Genomic DNA, 18,106 nt, shown 5'->3' with positions numbered 1-18,106 from the left:
ATGTTTTAAGGAATTGTGTCTAAAATCAGAAGGCCCAGTTTCCATTGCGGAAGACGGGTTCGACAGTACCATCCTCCAAAACGCCGTCAATATCCATTTCAGCAGACCCAATCATGAAGTCGACATGCGTAATGCTTTGGTTGAGCCCGCGTTCTTCCAACTCCTCTGAAGACAGTGTTTTACCTTCTTCGATACAGAAGGAATACGCACTGCCGATCGCCAAGTGATTCGATGCATTTTCATCGAAAAGCGTGTTGTAGAATAATAGCCCCGATTCGGAAATTGGCGAAACGTGCGGAACGAGGGCGACTTCTCCTAGATGCTTAGCCCCTTCATCTGTATCGATGAGTCGTTTGAGGACTTCTTCTCCTTGGGCAGCTTTCACTTCTGTAATCCGGCCGTCTTCAAAAGTGATCGTGAAATCATCGATAATGTTTCCTCCGTAGCTAAGCGGCTTCGTGTTTTTGACAAAGCCGTTTACGCCTGTCTTATGAGGTACCGTGAAAACTTCCTCAGTCGGCATATTTGCCATGAACGCATTTCCGTCCACATTGACGCTTCCGCCTCCAACCCAAATATGCCCTTTCGGCAATTCAATCGTCAAGTCAGTGCCCGGTGCTTTGTAATGAAGCTTGGCGTATGCTTTTTCATTCAGATAATCGGCTTTTTCATTCAAGTTGCGGTCAAGTTCCTTCCATGCGCCGACTGCATCATCCTGATCTGCACGGACCGCTTTGAAGATAGCTTCCCAAAGTGCCGGAACTTGTTCAGTTTCGTCCAGCTCAGGGAACATTTTTGCAGCCCAAGCCTTTGACGGAGCGGCAACGACTGACCAACTGAAGCGGTCGGCCATCATCATTTTTCGGTACTTGCTCAGCGCTTTCCCGGCAGCCTTCTGGGCATCCGCAATACGGGAAGGCTCAACATTTTTTAGCAGGTCAGGACTTTGTGAAACGATGCTGACGAATGCCGCTCCGCCTTCCGCAAGTTTTTCGCGTTCCATCACTTTCCATTCAGGGAAATCCGAGAATGATTCTGCTGGCGCCTTTTCATAACGAAGTTTAGTCAGTTCATCATCAACCCAATCGACGATGACATGGCGAGCGCCGGCAGTATAGGCTTTGTCGGCCACCTTTCTGACGAGCTCTTTAGTCTCAATGGAAGCGCTGATGAAAAGCGTCTGATCCTTTTGGATATTCGCTCCGACCTCCACGATGAGACTGGCATAATTCTCTAACTTCTGTTCAAATGTCGACAACATGAAAACCTCCTTAGTCTGTATATTTTAATAGTACTCTAGTGTCAGAAAACAGGCAAAGGGGAAAGTGTGAACAGAAACAATGTATTATTCATGGAAGTTCCATATTTATTATTCAAGATTACTAAAGAATGATTGGATTATGTCGAAATAAGAAGAAGTAGACAGTAGGACATGGAGGTACGTATATGGACTTATCAACCGTTTTTGGACTTATCCTCGGAATTGTGGCGCTTTTTGTCGGTATGGCGATGAAAGGTGTAACGCCGGATAACCTGTTTAATATAGCCGCTATCCTCATCATTATTGTCGGAACGATGGCAGCGGTCGTCATCGCTTTCCCGATGAAGGAGATTAAGCGGGTGCCGAAGCTGTTCGGCATCATATTCAAAGAACAGCATTTGACTGCAGACTCGGACTTGATCAAAATGTTCTCGGGCTGGGCCGATATTGCAAGACGGGAAGGTTTATTATCATTGGAAGCGAAAGCCGATGAAATTACTGATCCGTTTTTGAAAAATGGGCTCAGCCTTGCAATCGACGGTCAAAACGCAGATTACATCCGAGATGTTCTTACCGAAGAAGTAGAAGCGATGGAAGATAGACACTCGGCAGGAGCGCAAATCTTTTCACAGGCAGGGACGTACGCTCCGACGCTCGGCGTATTGGGAGCGGTTGTCGGTTTGGTTGCCGCATTGAAGAATATGAATGATATCGATGCACTTGGACAAGCCATTTCGGCAGCATTCATCGCGACGTTGTTAGGGATTTTCACAGGTTATGTGCTGTGGCATCCATTCGCCAATAAACTGCAACGCAAGTCGAAAGAAGAAGTTCGCCAAAAAATGATGATGATTGAAGGCGTCCTATCAGTCCTCGAGGGCGAGGCGCCACGAGTGATAGAACAGAAGTTGGCGTCTTACTTGTCGATGGAAGAACGTCGAAAGCTCGCAGCTAAAAATACGAGCGACAAGGGGGCGGGCCAGGTTGTCGAGGAAACGTAAGAGAAGGAATAGGGAAGAAGGTCATATTAACGAGTCTTGGCTTTTGCCTTATGCAGACCTTCTCACGTTGCTATTGGCGATGTTCATCGTCCTATTTGCGTCGAGCTCATTGGATGAAGCTAAATTCAGCCAAATATCGTCCGTGTTCAACCAGATTTTTGACGGGGGGACGGGCGTGATGGATAACGCTGCTCCGACAACTGTGCCGATTCCGAAAGACAGTGCAGGAGAGCAGAATGAAAACTCCTCCTATTTGGAAGACCAACAATCCCTAGAGGAGATCCAGGATAAGCTTGATGAGTACATCGCGGTTCACGAGCTCGAAAATCAGTTTCAGACGAAATTGACAGAAGAGGGACTGTTGATCACAATTAGAGACAGCATTCTGTTCGAGTCAGGCAAAGCGACGATCAAACCGCAGTATGAAAGTTTGGCGAAAGACATTTCCAATTTGCTTGTTTTTGAAAAGCCGCGTCAAATTGTCATTACGGGACATACCGATAATGTTCCGATCCATAGCGCAGAATTCCCCTCGAACTGGGAACTCAGCATGATGCGGGCCATTAATTTCCTAAGGGCGATTGTCGGCAATGATAATTTGGATCCTCAGCTGTTCAGTGTGAAGGGGTATGGGGAAAACAAACCGGTCGCAACAAACGACACGGCGGAAGGAAGAAGCAAGAACAGACGGGTTGAAGTGCTTATACAACCTCTCGTTTTAAAAGATGGAACGTCAGTTGAATAGATGATAGGTAACGGATGAAGAAATTTTCTTCATCCGCTATTTTTTTGCATGAAAAAACCGATATGGCAGGAATGTCCTGTCATATCGGTATAATGGTCATTTATTTACGCAATGCACCAAGTTCAGCGGCGATGGCTTGCATTTCATTCGGAGTGATGTTATCCCTTTTCATCACCATCTCATACATGTAAACCAAGTCTTCATATTGGGATGTGCTGAAGTTCTCCGCTTTCATTGCATCCACATTGACCATCCGCAGTTTTTCTTTAATTTTTTCAATCATATACGTTACATTTTCAGGTGTTGGTTGAGATAGATCCATAATGTCGTCCGCCCTTCATTAGCTTCGGACTTAATCATCACATTAATCTTACTTGTTGTCAACCGGTGCTGTTTTCCCCAACTTTGCAGCTTCTTTCTCTTCGGCGATCTTCGCTTGGAAACGTTTCGTCTCCATAATGATCACTCCAGATAATCCAAGAAGACCGATCAAGTTCGGAATTGCCATCAAACCGTTCAAGACGTCAGCAAGCAACCAGACGATATCAAGGGAAGCGACAGCCCCTACCATAATGAACAGGACGAATGCAATACGATAGCCTAACACAGCTCCATGTTTAGGGAACAGGTATTGGAAACATTTCTCTCCGTAATAGCCCCAACCAAGAATTGTGGATGATGCGAAAAACACGATACCGATTGCAACGATGATCGGGCCAGCACCGCCTAGGAATTCTCCGAAAGCTTGGGCAGTCAAAGCGCCAGCATCGATCGTTTTGTCTTTCCATTGACCCGACATGACGATCGTAATACCTGTAATTGAACAGATAACGAGAGTGTCGAATAACACTTGTGTCATGGAGACGAGTGCTTGACGGCCAGGCATGTCCGTTTTTGCAGCAGCAGCCGCGATAGGAGCCGAACCGAGACCAGCTTCATTAGAGAATAGACCGCGAGCGACACCAAATCGGATTACCGCACCGATTGCACCACCGGCGGCAGCCTGTCCAGTAAACGCGTCACTGAAAATCAATCCGAATGCTCCTGGAATCAAATCGAAATTCATGACCATAACGATTGCACCCGCAATGAAATAGAAGAGTGCCATGATTGGAACGAAGAATGCAGTAACACGGCCGATCGACTTGATTCCCCCAAGAATGACAAGTCCGGCGAAAGCGAAGAGTGCAACCCCCGTAATCCAATGTGGCACGTTGAATGTGTTGTTCATGACGTCTGCAACAGCTTTCGATTGTGTACCATTACCAATCCCAAAAGCGGCAAGCGCTCCGAAGGCGGCAAATGCGACACCAAGCCATTTCTTCTTCAGACCATGTTCAAGATAATACATCGGTCCTCCAGCCATTTGACCTTTGGAATCTTTAACTCGGTATTTGACCGCAAGGATGGCTTCCCCATATTTCGTTGCCATTCCGAAGAAACCTGCTAGCCACATCCAGAAGATCGCTCCCGGGCCGCCCATATATACAGCAGTCGCGACACCGACGATATTACCGACGCCGACAGTGGCGGCCATCGCTGTCATCAGCGCCTGGAACTGTGAAATATCGCCGTCCGCTTTTTTATCGTGCTTACGGGAAAATACTTGTTTCAAAGAATACGGCAATAAACGCACTTGGATAAATCCGAGTCTTACAGTTAAAAAGATACCCGTTCCCACAAGTAGGACAAGCAATGGTGGCCCCCAAATAAATCCACTTGCCTTGTCCAAAAAGCCTGTGATTACATCCATCATACTACCCCCTGTTTAGTTGTCTTTTTGATTTGGAATTACTTTTACATCAAAAACATTCCCCCCCAGACTATCGACTCCCTTCCTTTATCACTATCGAAACATTGGACTATTGAGAATATTGATAGTGTTATGGTTAATATGCCTTAACCACTTCATGTTAGTCAAGACATTTTTGCGAATTCGCGAAGATTGTTTGTTTTTTCTTTCGAGGGGTATAATGATATATGCAAATTAGAATGATATTGGAGGGTTTTACGTGGGAAACAGCAAATTTGGAAAGTTTATTATAATGGGGGCAATATTGGGTGGAGCTATTAGCATGTTCGATAGAAGCACCCGTTACCAAGTGAAGAGAAAATCAAGCGCGATGATTGAGCAAGTAGGATATTATTCGAAAAATCCGGATGTCTTGAAACAGAAACTTCAACATCAGAAAGACAAGTACTTATCGATTTACGAACAATTTTCTGGAGATGCCGCATATATTAAGAATCAAGTGGAAGAGTTAAAAACGTTGACGCCGCAAGTGAAAGAGCTTGTCGTCGGGACGAAGGAAGCCTTCGTTGATTCGAAAGAGGAATACAAGGAGATTGTCAACGAGTCGAAAGAGGCTATGGAAGCAAAAAAGAATTAAGTCCCGGAAGGAGTGAGGCAAATGTGAAGTACACAGACCCGTTACCTCCGAAAAAAGAAAAACTGTCGTCCGAGGAAAAAAACAGCGGGTTCATGGCGGATTCCGAAATCATGCAATTCCTGGACGACGTGAAGGACGGAGATTTAGAAAAATTCGATGTCACAACGACGAAAGGATTTTGGAAGGAGCTCCTCGTGAGAATAAAGATAGTGGATATCACTGGCTTAGGTTCTCAGTTGGCGTTCTTTTTCCTATTATCTCTATTTCCTCTATTAATCTTTTTGATAACATTATTGCCATTCTTGAATATCGATGAATCCCAAGTGCTCCTGTTCATAAGGGATTATGCTCCTGACAGCGTATATACGCTGATTCGTGACACCCTCCAAGAAATATTGAATAACCGGAATGGGGGATTATTATCGATCGGGGCATTGGCAACGATATGGTCGGCCTCGAAAGGGATGAACGCTCTTACGAAGGCATTGAACCGGTCTTATCATGTAGAGGAATCTAGATCATTCATCGTGGCAAGAGCGATGTCCGTCGTATTCACAATTGCATTGATTGGCGTCTTGGTTGTCGCCCTACTATTGCCAGTATTCGGTCAGCAGATCGGAATGCTAGCATTCTCTTATTTTGGAATGGAAGAAGGTTTCCTGAAATTATGGGGAAGCATAAGATGGATCATACCTCCTATTTTAATCTTCCTTGTTTTTTCCGCGCTTTACTGGGCGGTCCCGAATCTGAAGGTCCGATTGAAAAGTGCAATGCCAGGCGCGTTGTTCGCCACTGCGGGATGGATATTGACGTCACTTGCCTTCTCCTTTTACGTCGGTAATTTCGCGAATTACTCGAAGACGTATGGGAGCATCGGGGGGATTATCGTCCTTATGATGTGGCTTTATTTTTCAGCGATCATTTTAATGCTTGGTGGTCAATTGAACGCAGTCATGACGGAACGGAAGCAAGCAAAACTAGCTAAAGATAAGAGCAATGCTGTCGGTTGACATGCATTGCTCTTTTCGTCTTTATTCGACTTTATTCAATAAACGGAGTCCATTCAATATGACGAGGATCGTGCTTCCTTCATGGCCGATGACGCCTAAAGGCAGATCGACGACTTGCATGAAATTGGAGATGATCAGGACAGCGATGACGGCGACGGAAAAGAAGACGTTCTGTTTCACGATCCGCTGCATCTTCTTCGAAACTTTCACAGCATAAGAGATGCGAGTCAAATCATTTTGCATGAGGACGACATCTGCCGTTTCCAATGCGACATCGGTACCTTCGCCCATTGCGATACCTGAAGTCGCTGTCGCCAAAGCAGGGGCGTCATTGATACCATCCCCGACCATTCCGACTTCACCGTGTTCCGTAAGAAGCTTCTTCAATTCCTCGACCTTTGTCTCCGGCAGGCATTCGGCTACATAACGGTCCAATCCCGCTTCATTGGCGATTGTCCTCGCTGTCTTTTCATTGTCGCCTGTCAACATGATCGACTGGATTCCTAATTGTTTCAGATCCTTTATTGCCTGGACCGCTTCAGGTCGAAGCGTATCTATCAAGGCGATGACTGCGAGGATCCCTCCCTTATCTCTCATGGAAACGACAGTCTTTCCTTCATTTGAAAGGTCATGGACGATTCCATCATGGAATTCATCAATGAATTTCGTCCCGACAAACCTCGGGTTTCCGACGAGGATCTCTTCGGAGTCGATAAATGCGCGTATTCCATATCCCGGAACGTCTTCGATATGTGGGCTATCCTGCTGGAGCACTCCTTGCTCTTCAGCGTATTTCACGATGGCGACTGCGAGTGGATGATTCGATTGCGCCTCGATGCTCGAAAGCAGGGCAAGGACTTGCTCGGCGTCTGCATTTTCACGGACGACAAAATCGGTTACGACCGGCTTTCCGGAAGTCAATGTGCCGGTTTTGTCAAAGGCGATCGCTTTCAATGAACCAAGATGCTCCATATGGACGCCGCCTTTAAAAAGGATTCCTCTCTTCGCTCCATTCGAAACAGCTGCGAGCGTCGCGGGCATGATCGATGCGACGAGTGCACAAGGGGAGGCGACAACCAGCAGGACGATAGCACGATAAAACGTCGTCGTCCAATCCCAGCCGAACAGATAATGCGGTAAAAACATCATGACGATGACAGTGAAAATGACAATCTTCACGTACGTGCCTTCGAATTTTTCGATGAATTGCTGAGATGGAGACTTTTCACTTTGTGCATTTTGGACAAGGGTAATGATTTTCTGGAACAATGTTTCCGTACTCGGCTTCGTCATTTCCATCTGGATTGCTCCGCTTATATTGACCGTGCCAGCAAATAACTCATCATCTTCGGCTTTGGAAACTGGAACCGATTCGCCATTGATGGCCGACATATCGACAGAAGTCGTTCCTTTCATGACAACACCATCGACAGGAATCCGCTCTCCGGGTTTTACAAGTATCCGTGAGCCGACCGAGAGGGAGGAGGTGGCTACCTTCACAGTGGAGCCGTCTCTTTGTATGAGCCAAGCCTCCTCGGGCTGCAGCTCCATTAACGAAGATATTTCCTTATGGCTCTTATTTAATGTATACGTCTCAAGGGCGCCGCTAATTGCAAAAATGAAGATTAGGATAGCTCCTTCAGCCCAATAGCCGATTACTGCGGAGCCGATTGCTGCAAACACCATCAGCATCTCCACATTCAACTGCTTATCGGCGATCGTTTCCTCGATGCCTTCTTTCGCTTTCGCAAAGCCGCCTATCAGAAAGGCGATAATATATAGAGTGATTGAGAGAGTCGATGATCCATCTTTTCCAATCAACCAAGCAGCTAAAATCAGAAATCCCGCTAGGATTGCAGCGATAAGTTCCAAATGCACTGTCCAATGTGCAGGACTTTGTGGCGTTTCCTTCGTTTGCGTTGTCATTTTACTACCTCCTTTTTGAGAATGAGTATCAACTTCAGTTAGCGATAATTATTATGATTTGATAATTATTATAAAGTAAGTATACCAAACTCAAAGGGAAAAGCAATACACATGACCTCGGGCAAGGAAAATAGCATGGAAAAGCCCCGGCACAATATGTGCCGAGGCATTAGTTAATTAACTGAAAACTTTTTCTTTAAATTGGGATAGTTTCTCTAGAGATGATTGATCAACATCCGCGTGTAGACTGTTTCCGTGTGAGTCCATCGTGACGACGGCTGTAAAGTCCTCGACGCGCAAATGCCACATCGCTTCCGGAATGCCGAATTGGAGAAGGTCAACGCCTTCAACCGCTTTAATGCAATCTGCATAGTATTGTGCAGCTCCACCGATAGCGTTCAAATAAACTCCGCCATGTTCCTTGAGCGCTGCAAGTGTTTTCGGCCCCATTCCGCCTTTTCCGATTACGGCGCGGATGCCGAATTTCTTCATAATATCGCCTTGGTACGGCTCCTCGCGAATTGAAGTCGTCGGCCCAGCGGCAACGATCTCATATCCGCCGTCTTCATTTTTCATAACGACCGGACCGCAATGGTAAATGATCTGGCCATCCAAATCGACAGGTGCGTCATTTTCGGAAAGATGCTTATGGATCGCATCGCGTCCTGTATACATGCGGCCGGTTATTTTAACGACGTCCCCAACTTTAAGGTCGCGGATCTGTTCCTCGCTGATCGGGGCAGACAACTCGACAATACGGGATGTCTGCTTCGTTTCAGTTTGATCATCGTCTTGCGCGAAGGAAAGCTTTTCCCCCTCATTATAATGCCATTTTGTAACGGCACCGGTCTTCGAATCGAGATCCACAGCCATCCGACGATATGCCCAGCAGTTATATGCTACGGAAACATAGAAGCTGGCAGGAAGACGATGCATGACACCGATTTTACAACCTAACAGAGTCGCCTCTCCGCCGAAGCCCATCGTTCCGATGCCGAGTTTATTCGCAGATTCGAGAATATACGCTTCCAACTTGGCGAGTTCCGGATTAGGATTCACGTCGTCCACTGCGCGGAAAAGCTGGTCTTTCGCAAGCTCATAGCCTGACGTCCGGTCTCCGCCGATTCCAACGCCGATGAAACCTGCTGAACAGCCTTGTCCTTGTGCTTGATATACAGAATGGAGGATGCATTTGCGGATGCCGTCAAGATCGCGGCCCGCACGGCCTAACCCTTCCAATTCCGTCGGCAGGCTATATTGAATGTTTTTATTCTCACAGCCGCCGCCTTTCAGGATCAATTTCACTTCAATATGTTCGTTTTCCCACTGCTCGAACTTGATGACTGGAAGGCCGTCGCCGAGATTGTCCCCGCTATTCTCACCAGTTATCGAATCAACTGCATTCGGTCTCAGTTTGCCATCTTTTGTCGCTTGGACGAGCGCTTTTTTAATGGCTCCCTTAATTACCAGTTGGTTGACTCCGATCGGCGTTTTAATCTTGAATGTCGGCAAGCCGGTATCTTGGCAAATCGGGGATAGCTTGTCGTCTGCCATATTGATATTCTTTGCAATCGTGTCAAGACTCATTGCAGCCCGTGTGCCGGCATCTTCTTGCTCTCTAGCTGCTTTTACGGCGCGCCGGACGTCTTTCGGAAGATTTGTAGACGTTTCGCAAATTAGATCATACATGCTTTTCTCAAGTTGTTCTATGTACATTCTCATTTCCCCCTAGAAAATCATTGATCTTTTTTTAGTTTATTCATTTGGTTTTCCAGTTCATCGATCAAATCGATTAGTTGATCGATATCGTCGAGGTCAGTCGTTTCTGGCTCGATCGATTCAAGCTTCTCCAAAAATTGATGGAGACGACTTTTCAACTCGTCGACATGATTATTGCTTTGCCTATTATCCAAGAAGTACACCTCTTTTCATCATTGTAATCGTATACGAGTTGCATGCTTTTTTCAATGTTGCCAAAGCGCTCAATAATAAAATGAAAATTCAGCTTAACAAAATGTTTACAATAGAAAAATATCATGCTATACTACAAGTAATCATTTGGAAAAGGAGGCCGTAGTGTAGAGACGAATCGAATCCTTACGAAAAGGAGGGGATCCGTGAACGTTTGACGGCCCTAGCCGATAGACGCCTACGAATTATATGCAAAATGAAAGTGAAGGTTCTATTCATAAGTAAAGGCCCAGCCGTATTCTGACATCAGATATGGACTGGGCCTTATTCATTCATCCTACAAATTCATACGTTTCGACGACCTCGATTGAATCAATGACAGACTGAACCATTGAACAGTTCTTTGCCGTTACATGCATGATCTTCTTCATCTGTTCATCTTCAATTTTTTCACGTTCAATTAGAAAATGAAGATGGATCTTTTCCACACGGTTTGCAACTTCCTCATTCCGGACGACTTCCTTCACTTCGATGCTAATATTTTTTGCAGGCAACCTTTTTCTTTCAAGGATCTTCCGTAGAACGCCTCCGCTGCATACTGCGATGGATGAAACTAAAAGTTGGTATGGACGGAATCCGTATTCGTCATTCGAGGAAATTTGCAGCTTGCCGAACGAAGTCTCCGTTTCAAATCCATTTTCAGTCATTTCGAATTTCATTTACATCAATCCTCCTTATGCTACTATTATAGAGTATTCCGCATGATTAAGGAGCGTATTGCTTATGAGTACAACAACAACTGCCGAACAGCGGCGGTTTTGGATTCTTGTCATCATCGTCTCGATTTCAGGCTTTTCCCAAGGTATGTTATTACCTCTCATTTCCGCCATTTTCGAGCGGGATGGAATTTCGAGCGCATTAAATGGCCTGAATGCAACAGGCTTATACATAGGAACGCTTCTCGTGTCCCCATTCATGGAAGCTCCATTGCGTAAATATGGCTACAAACCCGTCATCGTATTAGGCGGCATTATCGTCTTTTTATCATTGCTTATGTTCCCATTGTGGAAAAATGTCGTCTTTTGGTTCATCCTCCGTTTGTTAATAGGCATCGGAGATCATGCCCTTCATTTTTCGACACAAACGTGGATAACAAGTACATCGAAGCAACAAACATTAGGCAGGAATATTGCGATCTATGGCTTGTCATTCAGCTTAGGTTTTGCTGTAGGTCCGCTTTTTGCACCGCTAGTAAATGTCCATGAAGGGCTGCCGTTCATCGTTTCAGGTTTATTATGCATGTCTGCATGGCTGCTCGTCTTCAAGTTAAAGAATGATTACCCGGAAGTGATGAAAGGGAATGTGGAAGCCGGAAGCTTCTTGAAACGGTCGAAAAGCACGATCGCGATTGCATGGATCGCTTTTTTAGGACCGTTCGGCTACGGATTCCTGGAATCTTCTTTAAATGCGATGTACCCGGTATATGCACTGCGAAATGGTTTAGAACTCACGTCCGTGTCGATGATCCTCGCCATTTTTTCAACAGGGGGCATCATTTCACAGTTGCCGCTCGGCATGCTTTCGGACAAGTTTGGAAGACAAATGGTCCTTCCGATAACATACGGGGGAGGAGCAATCGCCTTTTGGGCTGCGAGTTTGGTGGGGAACTCAGTCCCTTTCATCATGCTGACCGTTTTCATTGCAGGCGTTTTTGTTGGGTCGATCTTCTCGCTCGGCATTTCATATATGTCCGACCTCACTCCGAAGGATCTATTGCCGACCGGTAATTTGCTTTGCGGCATCTTCTTCAGCATTGGCAGTCTTACTGGACCGTTTACAGGCGGGCTTTTCCTAGAGTTCGTCGAAAATGTCAGCTATTTTCTCATCATCTCGATCCTGTTCGTCGTGTTGTTTATCGTCTCGCTTTACGGTATGAAAAGAAAAAGCATCTTTATTTAAAGGCAGCAAAGATTAACGGTTGCTTTCCGTTCCGGCGCACGCTTTCCGCGGGCACGGCCTTAGCCGCTTCCTCCGCTTCGCTCCGTCCAGGGTCTTCGGCTCGTGCTATTCCCGCAGGAGTCGGCGCCTGCACTCCAAGCAACGGAGCGTTTTATATATAGTTCTTCCAATGATTGTTCCGAATTTGAAAATGGCCACTCAAGCGATCACAAAGAATGTTGAATTATAGTATACAATCCGAACCTTAGTCTTTGTTTATGAAACTTTTTTATTCAATGATACGTAGTATTTCATAATTAATGGTTTATAAGGAGGGGGTATGCTTGAGGTATTTGAGGTTTTGTTTAATACTGGTTACTTTTTCAATGGCTTTCTTAACCGCTTGTAATACTGAAGAGGAGAAGGTAAAAGATTCTGTTCAAGATGAGAAAATGTTGAAGCCGAACGAATTGTCCAATGCTTTTCTAAATGGGGACTATGAGAAGGTGTACAGACAGACGAGCAAAGCGTTTCAGGATGCAGTTACCTTGAAGCAGTTTCAAGAGTTAGGTGAAGAATTTAATAAAGACGTTACTATATATATATTACAATCTGAAATCCCTTATGGTAATGGCGCCAAGAAATACATTTGGACAGATGATAGTGGTTCTAAAGGGATGGTGGCAATCTTTGATGAGGATGATATTATCCAAGGATTGCAGGTTATGCCACTCTCTATGTATCCGGAAACTGATAACATCTATACAGAAACAGTATTTGATTTTCCTTTTCAAGATAAGTGGTTTGTGTTTTGGGGAGGTACGAATAGCCTGGTTAATTACCATTATGCATATGAAAACCAGCGCTATGCTTACGACTTTGTGGTAATGAATGAGAAGAGCACCTATGAAGGAGATCCTACCTTAAACGAAAGCTATTATGCATTTGGTAAGGAATACTTGGCCCCGGCTGATGGAATGGTTGTTAAAGTGGAAAATAGCGTGAAGGATAATAAACCGGTTGGTAGAATGAATAAGAAGCAGCCCTTGGGGAATTATGTCATCCTTGACCATGGGAATAAGGAATTCAGTTATCTTGTTCATTTCAAATACCAGTCGATTGTAGTAAAGGAAGGGGATAAGGTTAAGAAGGGTGACCTGCTTGGACTAGTTGGTAATTCAGGGAATTCCAGCGAACCGCATATCCACTTTCATGTGGCTGATTCTTCGGACCCACTGACTTCAAAAAGCATTAATATTACATTTGATCGGGAGAATAAATTTATCCATGGGGATTTTGTGGAGTAAATCTATAATCATTGAACTCAGCAATATGGCACGATAGCTGTACAAACCAGACACTTAGTTGATTGGAGTGTAAGACGGCGACTCCTGCGGGACTTAGCGCGATTGGTGAGACCCCGCAGGTAGCGAAGCGAACGAGGAGGCTCACCCGCGCCCCGCGGAAAGCGTCCGTCTGTAGCGGAAATCAACGGTTTTACACTGGATAGCTAAAGGCAATATTAAAGAAAATGTTGACTACATAATCCAAAAGACCGCTATTCTAATTAGAATTGGCGGTCTGTTTCTAAATTGAATTGTGTTTTCTCATATTCAAATAATATTGTATGGGATGCTTTTGGGTTCATCGCAAAATCGAATGGACATTTTCATATTCAAGGACGAGATCATCCAGCGACCGGAATTCATAGCCTGCTTTCTTCGCATCGCGGATGAAGTCCGGCAATGCTTCCGCATTATCGGGAGACACAGTGTGCATAAGAATGACGGCTCCGGGATGCAGCTGCTTCATGAGCTCATTATAGGCATAGTCTCGACCGCGCGGCTTATTGGCATGCCAATCGATGAATGCGACGGACCAGAATATATGGCGGTAACCTAACTCGTTGCCTTTACGCAAGACGGCATCGTTGAAAATGCCTTCAGGGGGCCTTGCGTAAACCGTACGCTCGACTCCTGCCGTCTTATAGAGGAGCTCATCGAACTTCTTCCATTCTTCCTCCATTCTTGCTTCCGATAGATTCGCCATGTTCGGATGATCATAGGAATGGTTTCCGATTCCATGTCCATCCTTCACCATCCGCTGAACAAGCGGGGCAGCGCTTTTCAAATAGTGGCCCGTCAGAAAGAATGTCGCAGGGACTTCCTCTTTTTTCAATGCATCCAAAATCTTTTCGGTATAACCGTTTTCGTAGCCATTATCGAAAGTCAAATAGGCGATTTTTGCGTCCGGCTTTCCTTTGTAGATGGCACCATGTCTATCGAGCATCGATTCAAAAGCTGATCCCGCGTTCGGAGGGACTCCATTCGTTGCTTTTTTGAATCCCCAATGGAATTCCTCGGCTTGAGCAGAAAACGGATTAAATAAAATGCCTACAACGATGATGAAGGCAGCCATAAGAATCCCGGGGCCATGTTGTTCTACCATAGATCGCACTCTCCTTTTTGCGTAGGATGTGCGGAAGGAGAGGAAATATACTCATTTTTACTTACAGCAAATTTTCCAAAGCCAAGGACGGAATTGGAAAATCGAATTCAAAGCCGTCCGCCAATAGCTTTTCAGGCTTCACATACTGCCCTTCCAGCACAAGCGAGCTTTTTTTTCCAAGCGCTAGCTTCATGACGGCGGATGGAACAGGGAGCCAATGCGGCCGGCGCATAGTGGCGCCAATCATTTTCCCGAACTCATCCATCCGGAGGGGGAATGGTGCGGTGACATTGACCGCGCCTTCCAATTGGCCATTTTGCATAACGTGCAGAACGGCTCTTGCTACGTCTCGCACATGCACCCAGGAAACCCATTGCCGTCCCGAGCCGACTCTGCCGCCGACATACATTTTATACGGCAAAACCATGAGCGGCAAAGCACCCTCATCTTTTCCAAGAACGAGACCGAACCGGGTGTATACGGTCCGTATCCCTAAGTCGTTCAACGTAGCCGCTTTTTTCTCCCAATCATTCACCGTCCTGCCAAGAAAGTCTGTCGCAACTTCAGTAGATTCCTCCGTGTACATTGCGGTTTCTGAAGCGGGATAAATTCCAATAGCGCTAGCATTAATGAAGAGAGACGGTTTGATATTCATCTTGCCTATCATTCGAATCAGTTCGTCCGCCGCTTCCATCCTGCTATCATAAATCCGCTTCTGATGGGCCTCCGACCAACGTCCATCATTAATCGAGACCCCAGCAAGGTTAATAAACACATCCGGCTCGCCAATCACTTTCTCCGGAACAGCTCCCTCTTGCAGCCAAAGCACATATTTCAAATTCTCGCTGTCAGGTTTTTCATTCCGTGAAAGAATGATGATTTCATGACCGTTCTCTACTAGTAGATCTGTAATATGTTGTCCAATAAAACCAGAACCACCCGCAATAACAACTTTCATACCTGTGCCTCCTCCGTGTGATTTAATATATGGTTATATTTATTTTGGATTGGAGTGGAAGGCGGCGACTCCTGCGGGAAAAGCGTGTCCAAGTGAGACCCCGCAGTCGCTTGCGACGAGGAGGCTCACGGACCGCCCGCGGAAAGCGTCCGCCTGAAACGGAAATCCAGTTTAATTCTATAAAGCTGACCTCCTCGAACAGAACATGTATACTGATAGATAGCAAGGGAGGTCGAAAAGATTTGCCTGTTATAACGAAAATAACACAACAAAAACGTGATAGCGAACGTTATAATATATTCCTAGACGAAACATACGCCTTCAGCGTCCATGAATCCGTCCTCGTCAAATTCGGACTGACAAAAGGAATGCAGCTCGACGAATGGTCGATGGACGAAATCACATACGATGACCAAATCGAAAAAGCATTCAATCGCGCGCTCCATTACCTATCCTTCCGAATGCGTAGCGAATTCGAAGTGAAAAAGAAACTGATGGAATTGGAATTCGGAGAAGCCGTCGTCCTCGAAGCAATCGTCAAATTGAGAAGGCTTGGATTCCTTGACGATGAGGCTTTTTCCGAAGCATTAATGCGAACACAGAAAAACGCATCAAACAAAGGTCCAAAAGCGATCCAACAAGAACTGCAGAAAAAAGGGGTCGGGAAGGAGTTGCAGCAACAAGTGCTTGAAAACTATTCAGAGGAAGAACAATTTACAGTCGCTAAAAAGCTAGCCGAAAAGGCGGCCCGCTCAAACCGCAATATTGCACCGGCGCAACTGAAGCAAAAAATCCAAAATGCGCTAGCCCGCAAAGGCTTCTCCTTTGAATTGATCAGCAGTGTCATGGAAGAAATCGATTTCGGCAGGGATGAAGATGAATGGGATTCAATAATTAGTACGGTCGGCGAAAAAGCATGGCGTAGATACAAATTAAAGCATTCCGGCTATGAATTACGGAATCGTGTCAAACAAGCGATGTACCAAAAAGGGATTCCGTTCGAACGGATTGACAGTTTCATCGAAAAAAAGGAGAACGAAGAAGATGGAGACTAAAAAATATAGTGAAATGAATGAACACGAGTTGCGTTCGGAAATCGGCAGCCTGATGGAAAAAGCACGCAAGGCGGAGCAATTGGGCATGATCAATGAGTTTGCCGTCTACCAACGTAAGGCGCTTATGGCGAAATCATATATGATCGACCCGTCAACAATCATTCCCGGGGAAATCTACAGAATCGAAGGGGATGAAGGAGTCTTTTTCCACGTCGACTACTTGAAAGGCCGCTTTGCATGGGGATACCGATTAGGCGGCGAACGTGCGGAAGAGGCGCTGCCAATTGCAATGTTGCAATCGGTAAAAACGGGCAAATAAAAAGAAAGCTTGCCGAAATCCGGCAAGCTTTTACTTGTTGTTTACGTCTAGACTCCTGGCGCCAGAGCCTCGGGGTCATAAGACAAATATACTGCGTGGCAAAGAGCGCGTATATTTGCCTTATGCCCGTCGTCTCTGAGCAGGCGCCCTCCGCTTTTGTTTATGAATTAGGAATGAAATTGAGTTTTTTACGGAGTTTGTCCTCCGAAAATATCCATCCTGTGTACGAATTGATGACTTCCATTTCTTCATTAATGTGTGCGACAGCGACGAACGGATAATAGCTCTTGCTCCGATAGCGCAAATCGATGAGGCGTACTTCATACAAATGTCCGACATAAGAAACTGACCATCTATAGATTGGTGAAAAAGACACGAATGCCTGGATGTTCTTATCTTCCATCGCTGCATCGATATAAGGTGAGTTCGGCATTGGCTCGCGTTCGAACTTGTCGTATATATTGACAGAACGGCCATATGCTCTTCCGACATAGTGACATTTCTTATTGGACGCTGCAACTCTCCATTGGAAGAAATGCATTGTCGGTGCGATGAAAATATCTTCGGCATCCGGAATCGTATTGCGTACGGCACGTGTGACTGCTGCTTTGACGGCAAAACGCAACAAATAATAGAAGAAAACGACAATGTACAAAAGCGTGAACGTCAGAACAGGTTCTGCGCCGAACGCCCATGCAACAATTGCGATAATGTGCAACGCAAAAATGATCGGGTCAAACGTATTGATAACCCCAATGGCAACCCATTTATTAGAAAACGGCCGTAACGCCTGGGTTCCATATGCGTTGAAAATGTCTACGAAAACGTGCAAAAACACCGCTAAGAAAGTCCATGCCCATAGATGATAGAAGGCTGCCTCGGGAAAAAGGAATGACAGCAAAATCGAGATGACAAGCGGCCAAAGCAGGACCGCAGGCACCGAATGTGTAATTCCGCGATGATTTCGTATATAAACCGCATTATTCCTCAATTTAAGTACAGTATCGACATCAGGTATCAAAGAGCCTGAGACGACTCCGATAAACACCGCTGTCATCGTGACTGAATCTGAGGCAACGACTGGATCCGCCAATGTCAAACCGCAAACGGCGGCGCCCATGACAATATGTGTTCCGGTATCCAA

Annotated in this window: 18 protein-coding genes; 8 read left to right on the top strand and 10 right to left on the bottom strand. The window is 45.6% G+C overall.

Annotated features, from left to right (window positions below; translation table 11 throughout):
* Positions 1-25: 25 nt before the first annotated feature.
* On the bottom strand, positions 26-1,258 hold the full coding sequence (locus NIT04_RS14025; protein ID WP_252504160.1) for an aminopeptidase: 1,233 nt from the start codon (positions 1,256-1,258) through the stop codon (positions 26-28).
* Positions 1,259-1,446: 188 nt separating this feature from the next.
* Between NIT04_RS14025 and motA the strand changes: the two genes are divergently transcribed.
* Both motA and motB read left to right on the top strand, forming a co-directional pair.
* A complete protein-coding gene (gene motA, locus NIT04_RS14020; protein ID WP_252504159.1) occupies positions 1,447-2,262 on the top strand; it encodes a flagellar motor stator protein MotA in 816 nt (271 codons plus the stop codon).
* Positions 2,246-3,007 (top strand): flagellar motor protein MotB, encoded by a 762-nt coding sequence (gene motB, locus NIT04_RS14015; protein WP_252504158.1) that lies wholly within the window; start codon positions 2,246-2,248, stop codon positions 3,005-3,007. The genes motA and motB overlap by 17 nt, the downstream gene beginning before the upstream one ends.
* 100 nt (positions 3,008-3,107) lie before the next feature.
* Here motB and NIT04_RS14010 read toward each other — a convergent pair whose 3' ends face one another.
* Entirely contained in the window at positions 3,108-3,329 is a 222-nt protein-coding gene (locus NIT04_RS14010) for a DUF1128 domain-containing protein (RefSeq protein ID WP_252504157.1), read from the bottom strand.
* A 48-nt stretch (positions 3,330-3,377) separates the two neighbouring features.
* Entirely contained in the window at positions 3,378-4,760 is a 1,383-nt protein-coding gene (locus NIT04_RS14005; protein WP_252504156.1) for a sodium:alanine symporter family protein, read from the bottom strand.
* 259 nt (positions 4,761-5,019) lie between these two features.
* Here NIT04_RS14005 and NIT04_RS14000 point away from each other — a divergent pair, with 259 nt between their 5' ends.
* Positions 5,020-5,397 (top strand): YtxH domain-containing protein, encoded by a 378-nt coding sequence (locus NIT04_RS14000; protein WP_252504155.1) that lies wholly within the window; start codon positions 5,020-5,022, stop codon positions 5,395-5,397.
* Positions 5,398-5,420: 23 nt separating this feature from the next.
* A complete protein-coding gene (locus tag NIT04_RS13995; protein WP_371922549.1) occupies positions 5,421-6,407 on the top strand; it encodes a YihY/virulence factor BrkB family protein in 987 nt (328 codons plus the stop codon).
* Positions 6,408-6,428: 21 nt separating this feature from the next.
* On the opposite strand, the gene NIT04_RS13990 is transcribed toward NIT04_RS13995, so the two are convergent.
* The 4 genes from NIT04_RS13990 to NIT04_RS13975 form a co-directional block, all read right to left on the bottom strand.
* Positions 6,429-8,333 carry a heavy metal translocating P-type ATPase gene (locus NIT04_RS13990; RefSeq protein ID WP_252504154.1) on the bottom strand — a complete coding sequence of 635 codons (1,905 nt, stop codon included), beginning with the start codon at positions 8,331-8,333 and terminating at the stop codon, positions 6,429-6,431.
* Positions 8,334-8,510: 177 nt separating this feature from the next.
* Positions 8,511-10,049 carry a fumarate hydratase gene (locus tag NIT04_RS13985; protein WP_305880109.1) on the bottom strand — a complete coding sequence of 513 codons (1,539 nt, stop codon included), beginning with the start codon at positions 10,047-10,049 and terminating at the stop codon, positions 8,511-8,513.
* Positions 10,050-10,069: 20 nt separating this feature from the next.
* Positions 10,070-10,246: an SE1561 family protein gene (locus NIT04_RS13980; RefSeq protein ID WP_252504153.1), complete on the bottom strand. Its 177-nt coding sequence runs from the start codon at positions 10,244-10,246 to the stop codon at positions 10,070-10,072.
* 330 nt (positions 10,247-10,576) lie between these two features.
* Positions 10,577-10,963: an OsmC family protein gene (locus NIT04_RS13975; RefSeq protein WP_252504152.1), complete on the bottom strand. Its 387-nt coding sequence runs from the start codon at positions 10,961-10,963 to the stop codon at positions 10,577-10,579.
* Between the two features lie 64 nt (positions 10,964-11,027).
* Between NIT04_RS13975 and NIT04_RS13970 the strand changes: the two genes are divergently transcribed.
* Positions 11,028-12,203: an MFS transporter gene (locus tag NIT04_RS13970; protein ID WP_252504151.1), complete on the top strand. Its 1,176-nt coding sequence runs from the start codon at positions 11,028-11,030 to the stop codon at positions 12,201-12,203.
* Between the two features lie 323 nt (positions 12,204-12,526).
* On the top strand, positions 12,527-13,489 hold the full coding sequence (locus NIT04_RS13965; protein ID WP_252504150.1) for a M23 family metallopeptidase: 963 nt from the start codon (positions 12,527-12,529) through the stop codon (positions 13,487-13,489).
* A gap of 337 nt (positions 13,490-13,826) precedes the next feature.
* Here NIT04_RS13965 and NIT04_RS13960 read toward each other — a convergent pair whose 3' ends face one another.
* Together NIT04_RS13960 and NIT04_RS13955 are read right to left on the bottom strand one after the other, a co-directional pair.
* A complete protein-coding gene (locus NIT04_RS13960; RefSeq protein WP_252504149.1) occupies positions 13,827-14,630 on the bottom strand; it encodes a polysaccharide deacetylase family protein in 804 nt (267 codons plus the stop codon).
* A 61-nt stretch (positions 14,631-14,691) separates the two neighbouring features.
* The gene (locus NIT04_RS13955) at positions 14,692-15,588 is read right to left on the bottom strand and encodes a TIGR01777 family oxidoreductase (RefSeq protein WP_252504148.1); all 897 of its coding nucleotides are present in this window, start codon (positions 15,586-15,588) and stop codon (positions 14,692-14,694) included.
* A gap of 242 nt (positions 15,589-15,830) precedes the next feature.
* Here NIT04_RS13955 and recX point away from each other — a divergent pair, with 242 nt between their 5' ends.
* Both recX and NIT04_RS13945 read left to right on the top strand, forming a co-directional pair.
* Positions 15,831-16,643, top strand: a complete 813-nt coding sequence (gene recX, locus NIT04_RS13950; protein WP_252504147.1) for a recombination regulator RecX — start codon at positions 15,831-15,833, stop codon at positions 16,641-16,643.
* Positions 16,633-16,962, top strand: coding sequence for a YfhH family protein (locus NIT04_RS13945; protein WP_252504146.1), 330 nt, complete (start codon positions 16,633-16,635; stop codon positions 16,960-16,962). Before recX ends, NIT04_RS13945 begins: the two co-directional genes overlap by 11 nt.
* Positions 16,963-17,122: 160 nt before the next feature.
* Here the strand turns inward: NIT04_RS13945 and NIT04_RS13940 are convergent, their stop codons facing one another.
* Positions 17,123-18,106: a metal-dependent hydrolase gene (locus tag NIT04_RS13940; protein WP_252504145.1), complete on the bottom strand. Its 984-nt coding sequence runs from the start codon at positions 18,104-18,106 to the stop codon at positions 17,123-17,125.

Origin of the sequence: Sporosarcina sp. Marseille-Q4943 (genome assembly GCF_943736995.1) — a bacterium.
In the GTDB taxonomy this organism is placed as follows: domain Bacteria; phylum Bacillota; class Bacilli; order Bacillales_A; family Planococcaceae; genus Sporosarcina.
Note: the sequence above shows the minus strand (reverse complement) of the source record. Positions and strands in the feature narration are given on the sequence as shown.

Coding starts and splice junctions, on each gene's coding strand:
- motA (WP_252504159.1), top strand. CDS start 1,447: ATGGACTTATCAACCGTTTTTGGACTTATCCTCGGAATTGTGGCGCTT.
- NIT04_RS14010 (WP_252504157.1), bottom strand. CDS start 3,329: ATGGATCTATCTCAACCAACACCTGAAAATGTAACGTATATGATTGAA.
- NIT04_RS14005 (WP_252504156.1), bottom strand. CDS start 4,760: ATGGATGTAATCACAGGCTTTTTGGACAAGGCAAGTGGATTTATTTGG.
- NIT04_RS13990 (WP_252504154.1), bottom strand. CDS start 8,333: ATGACAACGCAAACGAAGGAAACGCCACAAAGTCCTGCACATTGGACA.
- NIT04_RS13985 (WP_305880109.1), bottom strand. CDS start 10,049: ATGTACATAGAACAACTTGAGAAAAGCATGTATGATCTAATTTGCGAA.
- NIT04_RS13975 (WP_252504152.1), bottom strand. CDS start 10,963: ATGAAATTCGAAATGACTGAAAATGGATTTGAAACGGAGACTTCGTTC.
- NIT04_RS13970 (WP_252504151.1), top strand. CDS start 11,028: ATGAGTACAACAACAACTGCCGAACAGCGGCGGTTTTGGATTCTTGTC.
- NIT04_RS13960 (WP_252504149.1), bottom strand. CDS start 14,630: ATGGTAGAACAACATGGCCCCGGGATTCTTATGGCTGCCTTCATCATC.
- NIT04_RS13955 (WP_252504148.1), bottom strand. CDS start 15,588: ATGAAAGTTGTTATTGCGGGTGGTTCTGGTTTTATTGGACAACATATT.
- NIT04_RS13945 (WP_252504146.1), top strand. CDS start 16,633: ATGGAGACTAAAAAATATAGTGAAATGAATGAACACGAGTTGCGTTCG.